General features: G+C 70.6%; 16 protein-coding genes and 2 riboswitches. Of the genes, 9 read left to right on the forward strand and 7 right to left on the reverse strand.

Going from position 1 to position 14,609, the window contains the following annotated elements; genetic code table 11:
- Nucleotides 1-17: 17 nt before the first annotated feature.
- The 6 genes from ACWD1Z_RS30405 (at nt 18) to ACWD1Z_RS30430 (ending at nt 5,496) form a co-directional block, all read left to right on the forward strand.
- Nucleotides 18-1,247 carry a L,D-transpeptidase gene (locus ACWD1Z_RS30405; RefSeq protein WP_451122920.1) on the forward strand — a complete coding sequence of 410 codons (1,230 nt, stop codon included), beginning with the start codon at nt 18-20 and terminating at the stop codon, nt 1,245-1,247.
- Between the two features lie 49 nt (nt 1,248-1,296).
- The gene (locus ACWD1Z_RS30410; RefSeq protein ID WP_451122922.1) at nt 1,297-2,064 is read left to right on the forward strand and encodes an enoyl-CoA hydratase/isomerase family protein; all 768 of its coding nucleotides are present in this window, start codon (nt 1,297-1,299) and stop codon (nt 2,062-2,064) included.
- Between the two features lie 285 nt (nt 2,065-2,349).
- Nucleotides 2,350-2,853 carry an ATP-binding protein gene (locus ACWD1Z_RS30415; protein ID WP_451122924.1) on the forward strand — a complete coding sequence of 168 codons (504 nt, stop codon included), beginning with the start codon at nt 2,350-2,352 and terminating at the stop codon, nt 2,851-2,853.
- A 51-nt stretch (nt 2,854-2,904) separates the two neighbouring features.
- Nucleotides 2,905-3,666, forward strand: coding sequence for a polysaccharide deacetylase family protein (locus ACWD1Z_RS30420; RefSeq protein WP_451122926.1), 762 nt, complete (start codon nt 2,905-2,907; stop codon nt 3,664-3,666).
- The gene (locus ACWD1Z_RS30425; RefSeq protein ID WP_451122928.1) at nt 3,666-4,841 is read left to right on the forward strand and encodes a YVTN family beta-propeller repeat protein; all 1,176 of its coding nucleotides are present in this window, start codon (nt 3,666-3,668) and stop codon (nt 4,839-4,841) included. Before ACWD1Z_RS30420 ends, ACWD1Z_RS30425 begins: the two co-directional genes overlap by 1 nt.
- A gap of 61 nt (nt 4,842-4,902) precedes the next feature.
- The gene (locus ACWD1Z_RS30430) at nt 4,903-5,496 is read left to right on the forward strand and encodes an ADP-ribosyltransferase (protein WP_451122930.1); all 594 of its coding nucleotides are present in this window, start codon (nt 4,903-4,905) and stop codon (nt 5,494-5,496) included.
- Here the strand turns inward: ACWD1Z_RS30430 and ACWD1Z_RS30435 are convergent.
- On the reverse strand, nt 5,450-6,118 hold the full coding sequence (locus tag ACWD1Z_RS30435) for a GNAT family N-acetyltransferase (RefSeq protein ID WP_451122932.1): 669 nt from the start codon (nt 6,116-6,118) through the stop codon (nt 5,450-5,452). The genes ACWD1Z_RS30430 and ACWD1Z_RS30435 overlap by 47 nt on opposite strands.
- 120 nt (nt 6,119-6,238) lie before the next feature.
- Between ACWD1Z_RS30435 and ACWD1Z_RS30440 the strand changes: the two genes are divergently transcribed.
- Complete coding sequence (locus ACWD1Z_RS30440) at nt 6,239-6,451, forward strand: EF-hand domain-containing protein (RefSeq protein WP_451122934.1); 213 nt, start codon at nt 6,239-6,241, stop codon at nt 6,449-6,451.
- A gap of 80 nt (nt 6,452-6,531) precedes the next feature.
- Here ACWD1Z_RS30440 and ACWD1Z_RS30445 read toward each other — a convergent pair whose 3' ends face one another.
- Nucleotides 6,532-7,455, reverse strand: coding sequence for an AraC family transcriptional regulator (locus tag ACWD1Z_RS30445; protein WP_451122936.1), 924 nt, complete (start codon nt 7,453-7,455; stop codon nt 6,532-6,534).
- A 101-nt stretch (nt 7,456-7,556) separates the two neighbouring features.
- Between ACWD1Z_RS30445 and ACWD1Z_RS30450 the strand changes: the two genes are divergently transcribed.
- Both ACWD1Z_RS30450 and ACWD1Z_RS30455 read left to right on the forward strand, forming a co-directional pair.
- Nucleotides 7,557-8,558, forward strand: coding sequence for a zinc-dependent alcohol dehydrogenase family protein (locus ACWD1Z_RS30450; RefSeq protein WP_451122938.1), 1,002 nt, complete (start codon nt 7,557-7,559; stop codon nt 8,556-8,558).
- Between the two features lie 79 nt (nt 8,559-8,637).
- Nucleotides 8,638-9,315, forward strand: coding sequence for an NADPH-dependent F420 reductase (locus ACWD1Z_RS30455; protein ID WP_451122940.1), 678 nt, complete (start codon nt 8,638-8,640; stop codon nt 9,313-9,315).
- Nucleotides 9,316-9,346: 31 nt separating this feature from the next.
- Here ACWD1Z_RS30455 and ACWD1Z_RS30460 read toward each other — a convergent pair whose 3' ends face one another.
- The 5 genes from ACWD1Z_RS30460 to gcvT all read right to left on the reverse strand — a co-directional run bounded on the left by ACWD1Z_RS30460 (nt 9,347) and on the right by gcvT (nt 14,278).
- A complete protein-coding gene (locus tag ACWD1Z_RS30460; RefSeq protein WP_451122942.1) occupies nt 9,347-9,904 on the reverse strand; it encodes a glycoside hydrolase family 25 protein in 558 nt (185 codons plus the stop codon).
- 70 nt (nt 9,905-9,974) lie between these two features.
- Nucleotides 9,975-11,342 (reverse strand): L-serine ammonia-lyase, encoded by a 1,368-nt coding sequence (locus tag ACWD1Z_RS30465; RefSeq protein ID WP_451122944.1) that lies wholly within the window; start codon nt 11,340-11,342, stop codon nt 9,975-9,977.
- A 60-nt stretch (nt 11,343-11,402) separates the two neighbouring features.
- Nucleotides 11,403-12,668: a serine hydroxymethyltransferase gene (gene glyA, locus ACWD1Z_RS30470; RefSeq protein ID WP_389414842.1), complete on the reverse strand. Its 1,266-nt coding sequence runs from the start codon at nt 12,666-12,668 to the stop codon at nt 11,403-11,405.
- A gap of 14 nt (nt 12,669-12,682) precedes the next feature.
- On the reverse strand, nt 12,683-13,060 hold the full coding sequence (gene gcvH / locus ACWD1Z_RS30475) for a glycine cleavage system protein GcvH (protein ID WP_451122946.1): 378 nt from the start codon (nt 13,058-13,060) through the stop codon (nt 12,683-12,685).
- Nucleotides 13,061-13,159: 99 nt separating this feature from the next.
- Nucleotides 13,160-14,278, reverse strand: a complete 1,119-nt coding sequence (gene gcvT, locus ACWD1Z_RS30480; protein ID WP_451122948.1) for a glycine cleavage system aminomethyltransferase GcvT — start codon at nt 14,276-14,278, stop codon at nt 13,160-13,162.
- 37 nt (nt 14,279-14,315) lie between these two features.
- Nucleotides 14,316-14,423, reverse strand: a riboswitch (glycine riboswitch).
- Nucleotides 14,424-14,519: riboswitch (glycine riboswitch) on the reverse strand. It lies immediately after the preceding riboswitch.
- Between the last annotated feature and the right edge of the window lie 90 nt (nt 14,520-14,609).

A 14,609-nucleotide genomic window follows, 5' to 3' on the forward strand; every position in this document is an offset into this window, starting at 1 on the left:
CGAGGGGAGAGAACGACTTGAACGTGCGACCGATATCGGGGGCGTCGGTTGACGCGCGCAGGAGGCTCACGGCAGTGCTCGCCGGAGGTCTGCTGCTGGCCGTCACCGCCTGCGGCGGCGGCTCTGACTCGGGCTCCGGAGACGGCGAGGGCAAGGGCGGCGACTCCGGTGCCGCGCGGAGCGGGCCGCCGCAGGCCGTGGTCTCCATAGCCCCGAAGGACGGCGCCGAGTCCGTCGACACCAGCGGCGCCCTCAAGGTCAGCGCGAGCAAGGGCAAGCTCTCCGAAGTCGTCGTCAAGGACGGCAAGGGCGAGGCGATACCCGGGAAGATCACCGACGGGGGCGCGAGCTGGACGCCGTCCACCCACCTCGCCGCCGCCACGAAGTACACCGTCCACGCGGTCGCCAAGGACTCCGAGGGCCGCGAGGCCGCCGAGGACTCCAGCTTCACCACGCTGACCCCCGAGCACACCTTCCTCGGCACCTTCACCCCGGAGGACGGCTCCAAGGTCGGCGTGGGCATGCCCTTCTCGCTCCGCTTCGACCGGGGCATCACCAACCCGGACGACGTCGAGAAGGCCGTGCGGATCAGGACCGAGCCCGCCGTGGACGTCCAGGGCCACTGGTTCGGCAACGACCGCCTCGACTTCCGCCCCGAGAAGTACTGGAAGGAAGGCACCAAGGTCACCGTCGACCTCGATCTCGACGGCGTGGAGGGCCGGGACGGCGTCTACGGCAAGCAGGACAAGACCGTCTCCTTCACCATCGGCCGCGACCAGGTCTCCGTCGTCGATGTGAAGACCAAGAAGATGAAGGTCATGCAGGACGGCAAGGTCGTCAAGACCCTCCCGGTCACCACCGGCAAGCCCGGTTACGACACCTGGAACGGCCAGATGGTCATCACCGAGAAGTTCGTCGAGACCCGGATGAACGGCGACACGGTCGGCTACGACGGCGAGTACGACATCGACGACGTCCCGCACGCCATGCGCCTGAGCCAGTCCGGCACCTTCATCCACGGCAACTACTGGGGCGGCGACGCCTTCGGCAACTACAACGCGAGCCACGGCTGCGTCGGCCTGCGCGATGTGAAGGGCGCCTGGGACAAGGGGACCCCGGCCGCCTGGTTCTTCAACCACTCCATGATCGGCGACGTCGTCGTCGTGAAGAACTCCGACGACGCGACCATCGCCCCGGACAACGGCCTCAACGGCTGGAACATGTCCTGGGAGGAGTGGACGAAGTGACGGGGGCCGGTCTTCTGCGCGAGGGTTAGTCACCGTTAACCTGCGCAGCATGACCGTGAATCTCGAAGTCGCCGACGGCGTGGGCACGCTCCGCCTGGACCGCCCCCCGATGAACGCGCTGGACATCGCCACCCAGGACCGCCTCAAGGAGCTCGCCGAGGAGGCGAGCCGCCGCGAGGACGTGCGCGCGGTGGTGATCTACGGCGGCGAGAAGGTGTTCGCGGCCGGCGCGGACATCAAGGAGATGCAGGCCATGGACCACACGGCCATGGTGCTGCGCTCCCGCGCCCTGCAGGACTCCTTCACCGCCGTGGCCCGGATCCCCAAGCCGGTGGTCGCGGCGGTCACCGGCTACGCCCTCGGCGGCGGCTGCGAGCTGGCCCTGTGCGCGGACTTCCGGATCGCCGCGGAGAACGCGAAGCTGGGCCAGCCCGAGATCCTGCTCGGTCTGATCCCGGGCGCGGGCGGCACCCAGCGGCTGTCCCGGCTGGTGGGCCCCTCCAAGGCGAAGGACCTCATCTTCACCGGCCGGATGGTCAAGGCGGACGAGGCGCTGACGCTGGGCCTGGTGGACCGCGTGGTCCCCGCCGAGGAGGTGTACACCGCCGCGCACGCCTGGGCCGCGAAGCTCGCGCAGGGCCCGGCGATCGCGCTGCGCGCCGCCAAGGAGTCCATCGACACCGGCCTGGAGACGGACATCGAGACCGGTCTGGCGGTGGAACGCAACTGGTTCGCGGGCCTGTTCGCCACGGCGGACCGGGAGACCGGGATGCGCAGCTTCGTGGAGGACGGCCCGGGCAAGGCCACGTTCCTCTGATGCACTCCGCCGAATACCCCGGAACCTCTTGCAATTGACGCGATGTCTGATCCGGGTCCCTCGATGGGACGGTTTATGGGAGCCTTAACGCAGCCTTAAGCCTGTCTTGTCGAGGAGGCCCGTCGATTGCCGTCAGTAGAGCCTTCGCCGCAGGTCAGAGGGGTCGTGATGGGCTCCGAACTGCCTTTGGCATATGCCGATCGACGCTCGCGGAACAGTGGATTCCGGGGGGCGGATTCCGCAGGAACGGCTCCGGAAGGTGCTCTGGGCGGCCATGATGGTGGCATGGCGGGGCTGGAGGGCATGGAACAGCCGCGGGGACACGGCCGTGTGACCGCGGCGCGCTGGTCGCCGGCGGTCGAGGACGAACACGCCTTGAAGGCGCTGGAGTTGTTCGGCAACCCCACGGAGGCGGAAGTCCGGCTCCCGTCCCTCCCCGAATCGGCGGCGACCGCCCGCCGGCTGGCCCAGGTGGTCGTCCTGCGCCAGTGGGGCCTGACGGCGAAGATGACGGAAGACGCGGTCTTACTCGTCTCGGAACTGGTGGGGAACGCGGTACGCCACACCGGGGCCCGGGTCTTCGGCCTCCGGATGCGCCGGCGCCGCGGCTGGATCCGTATCGAGGTCCGTGATCCGTCGCGGGGCCTGCCGTGTCTGATGCCGGTCCAGGAGCTGGACCTCAGCGGCAGGGGCCTGTTCCTGGTGGACAAACTGGCGGACCGCTGGGGAGTGGATCTGCTGCCCCGGGGCAAGACGACCTGGTTCGAGATGAGGGTCGCGGACCGCTGACGTAAGGGTGGCGGAGGCGAAATACCCGAAATTCACCCGTAACCCCCTTAAATGGGGCGGGTGACCCAGACCGATCGCCGGACGGTCCTCCAAGCAGCCGCCGGCCTAGTCACCGCCGCGGCCCTCACGGCCGCCTGCACCCCCACCGGCGCCCTCGCCCCCCGCGTCGCGCCCCGGCCCCCCACCGCCCCCACCCCCCGCCGCGTCCCGGGCCACCCCGCCCACCTCACCCACGGCCCCCGGCACCGCCCCCGGGTGGCCCTCACCTTCCACGGCAACGGCGATCCCCGAACCGCCGAAGCCGTCCTGCGGGCTGCCGAACGGCACGGCGCCCACCTCACGGTCCTGGCCGTGGGCAGCTGGCTGGACGCCAACCCCCGGCTCGCCCGCCGCATCCTCGACGCCGGCCACGACCTCGGCAACCACACCCAGCGCCACCTCGACATCAACGCGATGCCGGAAGCCGAGGCCCGCGCCGAGATCACCGACTGCGCCGCACGCCTGCGACGCCTCACCGGCTCCATCGGCACCTGGTTCCGCCCCTCCCGCGCGGCCCGGGCCTCCCCCCGGGTCGCCCGCCTGGCCCGCGAGGCCGGCTACCCCCAGGTCCTCTCCTGCGACGTCGACTCCCTCGACTTCACCGGACCCGGGCCCGCCGCCCTCACCCGCACCCTCGCCACCGGGATCCGCCCCGGCTCGATCGTGAGCCTGCACTTCGGCTACGACGACACCGTCGCCGCCCTCCCCGCCGTACTCGACGACCTCGACCGCCGCGGACTGACCGCCGTCACCACCACGGAGCTGTTCAGTTGATGCACAAGAACCTTGTGAAGGCCACCCTGATCGCGGGCGCCGCCCTCGCCACGCTCGCCGCCTGCGGCACCGAGACCCGGGAGCGGACCGAGGCCGCCGGCACCAAGGCCGCCGTCCCCGCCCCGCCGAAGAAGAGACCCGTCCAGGGGCTGCCCGGCATGCCCCCGGTGCTGGACCCGCAGGACGTCTACGCCGCCGACCGCCCCAACAAGCTCTCCCCGGTGGTGAAGGACTTCCCCAGCCGGGTCTACGTCCCCAACACCGAGTCCGACACGGTCTCCGTCATCGACCCCAAGACGTACGAGATCATCGACACGATCCCGGTCGGCCGCCAGCCCCAGCACGTCGTGCCCTCCTGGGACATGAAGACGCTGTGGGTCAACAACAACCGCGGCCACACGCTCACCCCCATCGACCCCAAGACCGGCAAGGCGGGCAAGGAGGTGGAGGTGCACGACCCGTACAACCTCTACTTCACGCCCAACGGCAAGTACGCCGTGGTCATGGCCTCCCTCGACCGCGAGCTGGTCTTCCGCGACCCGCACACCATGAAGGAGGTCAAGACCGAACCGGTCACCTGCTACGGCGTCAACCACGCCGACTTCTCGGCCGACGGCAAGTACTTCATCGTCTCCTGCGAGTTCAGCGGTGAGCTGCTCAAGGTCGACACCGAGAAGATGAAGGTGATCGGGCAGCAGAAGCTCCCCTTCACCGGCGCCATGCCGCAGGACGTCAAGATCTCCCCGGACGGCAAGAAGTTCTACATCGCCGACATGATGGCCGACGGCATGTGGGTCCTGGACGGCGAGACCTTCGGCAAACCGAAGCTGCTGCCCACCGGCAAGGGCTGCCACGGCCTGTACATCAGCCGCGACTCGCGCGAGATGTACGTCTCCAACCGCGGCGAGGGCTCGGTGTCCGTCTTCGACTTCACCCGGAACAAGCTCACCAAGAAGTGGCATCTGCCCGACGGCGGCAGCCCCGACATGGGCGGGGTCTCGGCGGACGGCAAGGTCCTGTGGCTGTCGGGGCGTTACGACGGCGAGGTGTACGCCATCGACACCCGCACCGGCGCCCAGCTCGCCCGCATCCCGGTCGGCAGCGGCCCGCACGGGCTCGCGGTGTACCCGCAGCCGGGCCGCTACTCGCTCGGCCACACCGGCATCTTCCGCTGACACGCCGCCTTGCGGGTGAACGTCCACCACGCGCCGCCGCGGAACCGGAATCGTGCTCTCCATGATCACGCCTTCCCTGCGGCGGCGCGCCGCGTCCGTCGTCCTGTCCCTGGCCGCGGTGTTCGCCACCACCGCGGCCACCGCGCCCGCGAACACCCCCGCTCCGGCGGACTGTCCCGTCCAGTTCGACGACCCGGTCAAGGCCGCCGCCGACCGCCGCGTCGACGTCGGCCGCATCACCCCCGAGCCGGTCTGGCGCACGACCTGCGGCACCCTCTACCGCGCCGACGGCCGCGGCCCCTCGATCGTCTTCGAGGAGGGCTTCAAGCCCAAGGACGTCACGAACGGCCAGTACGACGTCAAGCAGTACGTCCTCGTCAACCAGCCCTCGCCGTACGTGTCCACGACCTACGACCACGACCTGTACAAGAGGTGGTGGAAGTCCGGCTGGAACTACTACATCGACGCCCCCGGCGGCATCGACGTCAACCGGACCATCGGCGACACCCACAAATGGGCCGACCAGGTCGAGGTGGCCTTCCCCGGCGGCATCGACCGGAAGTACATCATCGGCGTCTGCCCGGTGAACAAGTCGACCAAGGTCGAGATCATGAGCGGCTGCGAGAGCAACCCGCACTACGAGTCCTGGCACTGAGCAGCACCTCCGAGCCGACGGGACGGTAACCGGCCGCCTGGAACGCCCGCATGCTGCGGGCGTTCCCCGCGGAGACCTGCGCCCACACCGGCTCCCCGCCGCTCAACTGCCGCGCGCACCGGGCCAGTTCCCGCCCCAGCCCCCGATGCCGTACGTCTTCCCCCACCTCGACCGCCACCTCCAGCCGCCCCGCCACCCCGCGCCCGAGGACCAGCACACCGCCCTGCGCGGCCCACACCCGCACCTCGTCGCGCCGCCTGCGGGAACTCGCCACCCTGGGATGACCGGGGTCGTCGATCCCGGTCAGGGGCAGCGGCGGCTCACCCGGCAGGGCGGAGGCCACCGTCATCACGTCGACCGTGTCGCTGCCGCGTCCCGTGCGGTCCATGAGGGCCGCGAGGAACCGGGCGTTCATGGTCGCGGCGAGGGCGTCGCAGTCGAGGGCGCGCAGGGTCGCGTACACCCAGTCCGGATCCTCGTCGGTCGCGATCACGGAGTGCGCGGTGAAGGCGAAGACCCCCGCGTCCCGGGGAGAGGGCTGGGGCACCACCGTCGTGCCGCCGTCCGGGGCCGGGAAGATGCCGTGGGCCGCCGCATCGAGAATGTCCCGCAATGTCTCCATCACCGTGCTCCTTGAGTCGTCGCACACCGGGCGCCGCGGGGCGGGCTCGGGGTGCCGGTTAATCTGACCTTCGTCAGTAAGACAGCAGGACCTGGCAAGGTACGACGAAGGGGCGGTTCGGTGGCGGACATCGACGAGGCACGCAAGCAGTTCGAGCGGATCGACACGGACGGTGACGGCTTCATCACCGCGGCCGAGTTCAAGACCGCTCTGGCCCAGGGCGGCGACTGGAACGTCACCGAGTCCGTCGCGGAGGCCGTCATCAAGTCCCGCGACCTCAACGGCGACAAGCTGCTGTCGTTCGACGAGTTCTGGTCCTACGTGGGCAAGTGACGCATGCGGCAAGGGGGGCGAGCCCGCTGGGCCCGCCCCTTTTTCCGTCCGCTTCAGCAGGCCCGGCTTTTCCGTCCGCTTCAGGAGGCCCGGCGCCGGTACTGCCCCGGTGCCACTCCGAACTCCCGCTTGAACGCCTTGGCGAAGGCGAACTCCGAGGTGTAACCGGCGCGTTGGGCGACCAGCCGGAGCGGGGCGCCGTCCTCGCGCAGCAGCCGCCCCGCCGTCGTCATGCGCCACCAGGTCAGATACGTCAGCGGCGGCGTCCCCACCAGCGCCGTGAACCGGCGGGCGAAGGCCGCGCGGGACAGGCCGCCGCGGGCGCCGAGTTCCGCCACCGTCCAGGGGTGGGACGGGTCGCCGTGGACGGCGCGCAGGGCCGCCGTGACCGCCGGGTCGGCGAGGGCGGCCGCCCAGCCCGTGGGGTGCCCGCCGGTCCGTGCCTCCCCCTGCCACCAGGCGCGCAGGATGTACAGCAGCAGGGTGTCCAGCAGCGAGGTCACGATGGTGTCCGAGCCCGGCCGCGGCTCCGCCAGCTCCGCGCCCAGCAGTTCCACCGCCGCCCGCAGCGAACGGTGCGTGCCGACGCGGGCGGGCAGATGCACCACCTCCGGCAGCTCGGTGAGCAGGGGGTGGGCGCGGGAGCGGTCCAACAGATAGGCGCCGCACAGCATGACCGTGGTCGGCGGGCCCGAACCGACCGGATCGGGCGGCAGTTCGGGCCAGGTGCCGTCGGCCTGGAGCCGCACCTCCCGCATCGGTACGTCCAGAGCGCTGGCGACCCCGTGTCCGCACCCGCTCGCCAGGAACACCACGTCCCCCGGCCCGAGTTCGACCGGTTCGCTCTCGGCGGGGACCAGCCAGGCCGATCCCCTGAGCAGTACATGGAACCCGGCGCCGGCCGAGGCCTCGAAGCGCAGGCCCCAGGGGCCGTACATGTCGTTGCGCGAGGAGTGCGGTCGTCCGGTGCGCATGGCGGCGACCGCGTCGCTGAGGACATCCATGTCCGTACGGTAGCCCTCTCGTCAAGGGGTGAGACGAACGGACATGAAGGGAGGACCGGTGGACATGGATCGTCTCCGGCGCCGCCCGTACCGTCGATGCCATGCCAACGACCGCACGCACCGTGCTCTTTCACGACCTCGGCGGACCCGACGTCCTGACCATCGAGGACGCGGCCGTCCCCGAGCCCGGCCCGGGTGAAGTCGCCCTGCGCGTAGAGGCATTGGGCCTCAATCGCGCCGAAGCCCTGTTCCGCGCCGGGACTTACTACTACCAGCCCACGCTCCCCGCCTCCCGCCTCGGCTACGAGGCCTCCGCCGTCGTCGAGGCCCTCGGCGAGGGCGTCACCGAACTCGCCGTCGGCGACCCGGTGATGACCGGCCCCGGCATCGAGATGAGCGCCCAGGGCGTGTACGCCGAGCGGCTCGTCCTGCCCGGGTCCGCCGTCGTCCGGCGCCCCGCCTCCGTCGACGCGGTGACCGGGGCCGCCGCCTGGATGACGTACAGCACCGCCTACGGCGCCCTGCTGGAGACCGCCGGACTCAAGCCCGGGGACCATGTGCTCGTCACCGGCGCCTCCAGCGGCGTGGGTACCGCCGCCGTCCAGGTCGCCCGGCGCATCGGTGCCATCCCGATCGCCACCACCCGGACCGAGGCCAAGCGCAAGCGGCTGCTCGACGTGGGGGCGGCCGAGGTGATCGTCACCGGGGACGCCGCGGGGGACGCGGTCGCCGCGGAGGTCAAGCAGCTCACCGGCGGCCGGGGCGTCGAGGTGATCTTCGACGGGATCGGCGGTCCGGGCTTCGGTGCCCTGGCCTCCTCTCTCGCGCCCGGCGGATGCGCCGTGCTCTACGGCTGGCTGGACGGCCGCCCCGCCGAGGTCCCTTTCAACTGGCCCTTCACGATCCACACTTACGCCAACATGGCCCTCACCGACACGAGCGACGGCCGCCGCCGCGCCACCGCCTTCGTCAACGCCGGCCTCGCCGACGGCGGTTTCCGGCCGGTCGTGGCGGAGGTCTTCGAGGGGCTCGACACCATCCAGGACGCCCACCGTCTGATGGAGTCGAACCGGCACACGGGCAAGATCGTCGTACGGCTCTGAAAGCGGCGGTCCGCCGAGGAATAGCCGGAACGGCCGTGCGGTTGATGCCCGACAGCAGAAGAATGCATGTGCATTTACCTTGGGAAGGGCTGACATGAAGATCGGCATCATCGGCGCGGGTCAGATCGGCGGCAACCTCACCCGGCGGCTGACCGCTCTCGGCCACGAGGTCTCCGTCGCCAACTCGCGCGGGCCGCACACCCTCAATGAACTGGCCACGGAGACCGGGGCGAGGGCGGTCCGGGTGGAGGAGGCCGCGCGCGGCGCCGAGATCGTCGTGATCACCATCCCGGTCAAGGCCGTACCGGACCTGCCCGCGGGCCTGCTCGCCGAGGCGGCGGAGGGCGTCGCCGTCATCGACACCGGCAACTACTACCCGAAGCAGCGGGACGGGAAGATCGCCGGGATCGAGGACGAGGGGCTGACGGAGAGCCGCTGGACGGAACGGCAGATCGGCCACCCGGTGATCAAGGCGTTCAACGGCACCTACGCCCAGGACCTGCTGGACCGCCACCGCCCGGCCGGCGACCCCGACCGGATGGCCCTGCCGGTGGCCGGTGACGACGAGGCGGCGAAGGCGAAGGTCCGCGCCCTGATCGACGAACTCGGCTACGACACGGTGGACGCGGGCGGGATCGACGACTCCTGGCGCCAGCAGCCCGACACCCCCGTCTACGGCCTGCGGGCCGGAGTCGAGGGGGTCACCAAGGCCCTGGCGGAGGCGTCCCCGGACCGCAAGCCGGAGTTCCGGGCCTGAGCCCTCGCTCGGCGGCGACGACCCCCTCGGATCACACCTCGTCGGCCCACGCGCGCAGCGCCGCCCTGCTCGCGAAGTCGGCGACGTTCCGGTCCAGGGGGTCGTCGGTGTACTGGTGGAAGCGCCACTTCGCCTTGATGCGGGGCTTGCCCGCGGTGACGTAGTCGGCGATCCAGAGGCCGTCGCCGGCGTAGGAGGTGCGGTCGATGTTGAGCCAGAAATTCCGGTTGCAGTACAGCACGACCGGATTGTTCGGCCGCAGCTCCTTCACCTTGCGGATGAACAGGTCCTTCTCCGCGTTGGACGCATGGGTGCCGTCGCTGGTGCTCTCCCAGTCGACGGCGAGGATGTCGCCCGCCTTCTCCGGGGCGTGCTTGACGAAGTACTGCGCCTGGGCCGTGAGGTTGCCCGGCCACAGGAAGTGATAGAAGCCGACCACCAGTCCCGCCTCACGGGCACGCTTGGTCTGGGCCGCCAGTTTGGGGTTGACGTACGAGCGCCCCTCCGTCGCCTTGACGAAGACGAAGGACAGACCGTCCGTGTCATAGGCCGACGACTGGTACGAGCTGACGTCAATGCCGCGAAGCATCGTGGACTCCCTGAAGTGTGCGTGGGGGGACGGGAGTTGTTGATGCCCCGGTGGTCCGCGACGGGAACGTTCAGCATTCGATGATGTTGACCGCCAGTCCGCCCCGCGCCGTCTCCTTGTACTTCACGCTCATGTCGGCGCCGGTGTCCTTCATCGTCTTGATGACCTTGTCCAGGGACACCTTGTGCGAGCCGTCCCCGCGCATCGCCATCTTCGCCGCCGTGACCGCCTTCACCGCGGCCATGCCGTTGCGCTCGATGCACGGGATCTGGACCAGGCCGCCGACCGGGTCGCAGGTCAGGCCCAGGTTGTGCTCCATGCCGATCTCGGCCGCGTTCTCCACCTGCTCCGGGGAGCCGCCCAGCACCTCCGCGAGGGCTCCCGCCGCCATCGAGCAGGCCGAGCCCACCTCGCCCTGGCAGCCGACCTCGGCGCCGGAGATGGAGGCGTTCTCCTTGAAGAGCATGCCGATCGCGCCGGCGGCGAGCAGGAACCGGACCACGCCGTCCTCGTCCGCGCCCGGCACGAAGTTGATGTAGTAGTGCAGGACCGAGGGGATGATGCCCGCGGCGCCGTTCGTCGGGGCCGTGACCACCCGGCCGCCCGCCGCGTTCTCCTCGTTCACCGCCATCGCGTACAGCGTGAGCCACTCCATCGCGTGCGCCAGCGGGTCGCCCTCGGCCCGCAGCTGGCGCGCCGACACCGCGGCCCTGCGGCGCACCCGCAGTCCGCCCGGCAGGATCCCCTCCCGGGACATGCCGCGCGCCACGCACGCCTGCATCACCCGCCAGATCTCCAGCAGGCCCGCGCGGATCTCCTCCTCCGTGCGCCAGGCCCGCTCGTTCTCCAGCATCAGCGAGGAGATCGAAAGACCCGTCTCCTTCGTCAGCCGCAGCAGCTCGTCACCGGTGCGGAAGGGGTACTTCAGCGCCGTGTCGTCGAGCTTGATCCGGTCGGCGCCCACCGCCTCCTCGTCCACGACGAAGCCGCCGCCGACCGAGTAGTACGTCTTCGCGATCAGCTCGGCGCCCTGGGCGTCGTACGCCCGGATCGTCATGCCGTTCGCGTGGTACGGCAGCGTCTCGCGCCGGTGCAGCACCAGGTCGTCGTCGAAGGAGAACGCGATCTCGCGCTCGCCCAGCAGCGACAGCCGCCCCGTGGACTTGATCGACTCGACCCGCTCGTCCGCCCCCTCCACGTCCACCGTGCGCGGCGAGGCCCCCTCCAGCCCGAGCAGCACCGCCTTCGGCGTGCCGTGGCCGTGCCCGGTCGCGCCCAGGGAGCCGTACAGCTCGCAGCGGACCGAGGTGACGCCCTCCAGCAGCCCTTCGTTGCGCACGCGCCGGACGAACATGCGGGCCGCACGCATCGGGCCGACCGTGTGGGAGCTCGACGGGCCGATGCCGATCGAGAACAGGTCGAAGACCGAGATGGCCACGGGAACTCCTCCGAAAAAGGGCGGGGGCACACGTCCTCGGGTGCCCCCACCAGGGAACTACTACTTGCTCAGGCCGGGGTACAGCGGGTGCTTGTCCGCCAGGGCCCGGACCCGGGCCTTGAGCGCCTCCGCGTCGTAGGACGGCTTCAGCGCCTGTGCGATCACGTCCGCGACCTCGGCGAAGTCCTCGGCGGTGAAGCCGCGGGTGGCCAGGGCGGGCGTGCCGATCCGCAGACCGGAGGTGACCATCGGCGGACGCGGGTCGTTCGGGACGGCGTTGCGGTTGACCGTGATCCCGACCTCGTGGAGGCGGTCCTCGGCCTGCTGTCCGTCCAGCTCGGACTCGCGCAGGTCCACCAGGAGCAGGTGGACGTCGGTGCCGCCGGACAGGACGTTGACCCCGGCCTCGCGGGCGTCGGCCGCCGTGAGCCGCTCGGCGAGGATGCGCGCACCCTCCACCGTACGCCGCTGCCGCTCCTTGAAGTCCTCCGAGGCGGCGACCTTGAAGGAGACCGCCTTGGCCGCGATCACGTGCTCCAGCGGACCGCCCTGGAAGCCCGGGAAGACGGCGGAGTTCAGCTTCTTCGCGAACTCCTTGCCCCGGGCGAGGATGATGCCGCCGCGCGGACCGCCCAGGGTCTTGTGGGTGGTGGAGGTCACGACATCGGCGTACGGCACCGGGTTCGGGTGCAGCCCCGCGGCCACCAGGCCGGCGAAGTGCGCCATGTCGACCCACAGGTACGCCTCGACCTCGTCGGCGATCCGCCGGAACTCCGCGAAGTCCAGCTGGCGCGGGTACGCCGACCAGCCGGCGATGATCACCTTCGGGCGGTGCTCCTTGGCGAGCCGCTCGACCTCGGCCATGTCGACCAGACCGGCGTCGTCGACGTGGTAGGCGACCACGTTGAACTGCTTGCCGGAGAAGTTCAGCCGCATCCCGTGGGTCAGATGGCCGCCGTGGGCCAGGTCCAGACCGAGGATGGTGTCGCCGGGCTGGGCCAGCGCGAACAGCGCGGCCTGGTTCGCGGAGGCACCGGAGTGCGGCTGGACGTTGGCGTACTCGGCGCCGAACAGCTCCTTGACCCGGTCGATGGCGATCTGCTCGGCCACGTCGACGTGCTCGCAGCCGCCGTAGTAGCGGCGGCCCGGGTAGCCCTCGGCGTACTTGTTGGTGAGGACCGAGCCCTGGGCCTCCATGACCGCGACCGGCGCGAAGTTCTCGGAGGCGATCATCTCCAGGGTGGACTGCTGGCGGTGCAGCTCGGCGTCGAGCGCGGCGGCCACGTCCGGGTCGAGCTCGTGCAGGGGCGTGTTCAGGACGGACATGCGTCTACGACTCCTCAGCCGGCGGAAAAGGCGGTGTACTCGTCGGCGGAGAGCAGGTCGGCCGACTCCTCCGTCACGCGGACCTTGAACAGCCAGCCGCCCTCGAAGGGGGCCGAGTTCACCAGCGAGGGGTCGTTGACGACGTCCTCGTTGATCTCGGTGATCTCACCGGCGACCGGGGAGTACAGGTCGCTGACCGACTTGGTGGACTCCAGCTCGCCGCAGGACTCGCCCGCGGCCACCGTGGAGCCGACCTCGGGGAGCTGGGCGAAGACGACGTCACCGAGCGCGTTGGCCGCGTACTCCGTGATGCCGACCGTCGAGACGCCGTCCTCGGCGACCGACAGCCACTCGTGCTCCTTGCTGTAGCGCAGCTGCTGGGGGTTGCTCATGGCCTGAATTCTCCTGTACGCGGGGGAGTGCTGATGAAGGGGGGGACTGCGGAAGGCGTGCGTGATCAGCGAAAAGGTGCGCCGGGTCACGCCCGGTGGCTACTTCCGGCGCTTGTAGAAGGGCAGCGCCACGACCTCGTACGGCTCGTGGGTGCCCCGGATGTCCACGCCGACGCCGGCCGTGCCGGGCGCCGCGTGCGCGGCGTCCACGTAGGCCATGGCGATCGGCTTGCCCAGCGTGGGGGAGGGGGCGCCGGAGGTGACCTCGCCGATGACCTGGCCGTCGGCGACGACCTGGTACCCGGCGCGCGGGACGCGGCGGCCCTCGGCGATCAGGCCGACCAGGACCCGCGGCGGGTTGCCCTCCGCGCGCTCGGCGGCCTCGGTGAGCGCCTCGCGCCCCACGAAGTCGCCCTCCTTCTCGAACTTGACCACCCGGCCGAGACCGGCGTCGAAGGGGGTCAGCGAGGTGGTGAGCTCATGGCCGTACAGCGGCATGCCCGCCTCCAGCCGCAGGGTGTCCCGGCAGGACAGACCGCACGGGATCAGGCCGACGGGCGCGCCCGCCTCGGTGAGCGCCTGCCACAGCTTCTCGGCGTCGGCGGGCGCCACGAACAGCTCGAAGCCGTCCTCGCCGGTGTAGCCGGTGCGCGCGATCAGCGCCGGGACGCCCGCGACGGTGCCGGGGAGCCCGGCGTAGTACTTCAGGCCGTCGAGGTCGGCGTCGGTGAGCGAGCCGAGGATGCCGGGGGACTGCGGGCCCTGTACCGCGATCAGCGCGTAGGCGTCCCGGTCGTCGCGCACCTCGGCGTCGAAGCCGGCGGAACGATCCGCCAGCGCGTCCAGCACGATCTGGGCGTTGGAGGCGTTGGCGACGACCATGTACTCGGTCTCGGCGAGCCGGTAGACGATCAGGTCGTCGAGGATGCCGCCGTCGGCCCGGCAGATCATGGTGTAGCGGGCGCGGCCGACGCCGACGGAGGCGATGTTGCCGACGAGGGCGTAGTTCAGCAGCCGGGCGGCCTCCGGGCCGGTCACGGTGATCTCGCCCATGTGGGAGAGGTCGAAGAGCCCGGCCTTGGTGCGCACGGCGGTGTGCTCGTCGCGCTCGGAGCCGTAGCGCAGCGGCATGTCCCAGCCGGCGAAGTCGGTCATCGTCGCGCCCAGCGAGCGATGCAGGGCATCGAGGGCGGTACGGCGGGGTTCGGAACTGCTCATCGGACGGTCGTCTCCCAGGGCATGACGGCGAGGTCTTTCCTCCCCATCTGTCATCGGAACCTGAGAGGTTCGTCATGACCACGCGGGCATGACTTGCACCTTGGGTGGGACCACCGGCAAACGGCGGTCCGCTTTTCAGATGTGCCTCGCCCGCGCGGTAACGGGGCCTGAGAGATTCAAGGGAGGGACTTGCTCCTTCGGCGCCCCAGCTGAAGGCTGGGAACTCTCCCGCGCGGATTCGAACGGCCGGTATGCAGTTGGCGCGGCCATCATTGCATGACCGGGGCGTCCGTGGGCAGGCCGCTTCTGTAACCGGCTTGTGGCGGTACGC

It is taken from the genome of Streptomyces sp. NPDC002784, assembly GCF_053592135.1.

Excerpts from the sequence above, each read along its gene's own strand:
- ACWD1Z_RS30435 (WP_451122932.1), bottom strand. The coding sequence starts at position 6,118 with ATGGAGACATTGCGGGACATTCTCGATGCGGCGGCCCACGGCATCTTC.
- ACWD1Z_RS30415 (WP_451122924.1), top strand. The coding sequence starts at position 2,350 with ATGGCGGGGCTGGAGGGCATGGAACAGCCGCGGGGACACGGCCGTGTG.
- ACWD1Z_RS30445 (WP_451122936.1), bottom strand. The coding sequence starts at position 7,455 with ATGGATGTCCTCAGCGACGCGGTCGCCGCCATGCGCACCGGACGACCG.
- gcvH (WP_451122946.1), bottom strand. The coding sequence starts at position 13,060 with ATGAGCAACCCCCAGCAGCTGCGCTACAGCAAGGAGCACGAGTGGCTG.
- ACWD1Z_RS30450 (WP_451122938.1), top strand. The coding sequence starts at position 7,557 with ATGCCAACGACCGCACGCACCGTGCTCTTTCACGACCTCGGCGGACCC.
- ACWD1Z_RS30420 (WP_451122926.1), top strand. The coding sequence starts at position 2,905 with ATGGGGCGGGTGACCCAGACCGATCGCCGGACGGTCCTCCAAGCAGCC.
- ACWD1Z_RS30430 (WP_451122930.1), top strand. The coding sequence starts at position 4,903 with ATGATCACGCCTTCCCTGCGGCGGCGCGCCGCGTCCGTCGTCCTGTCC.
- ACWD1Z_RS30425 (WP_451122928.1), top strand. The coding sequence starts at position 3,666 with ATGCACAAGAACCTTGTGAAGGCCACCCTGATCGCGGGCGCCGCCCTC.
- ACWD1Z_RS30460 (WP_451122942.1), bottom strand. The coding sequence starts at position 9,904 with ATGCTTCGCGGCATTGACGTCAGCTCGTACCAGTCGTCGGCCTATGAC.
- glyA (WP_389414842.1), bottom strand. The coding sequence starts at position 12,668 with ATGTCCGTCCTGAACACGCCCCTGCACGAGCTCGACCCGGACGTGGCC.
- ACWD1Z_RS30410 (WP_451122922.1), top strand. The coding sequence starts at position 1,297 with ATGACCGTGAATCTCGAAGTCGCCGACGGCGTGGGCACGCTCCGCCTG.
- gcvT (WP_451122948.1), bottom strand. The coding sequence starts at position 14,278 with ATGAGCAGTTCCGAACCCCGCCGTACCGCCCTCGATGCCCTGCATCGC.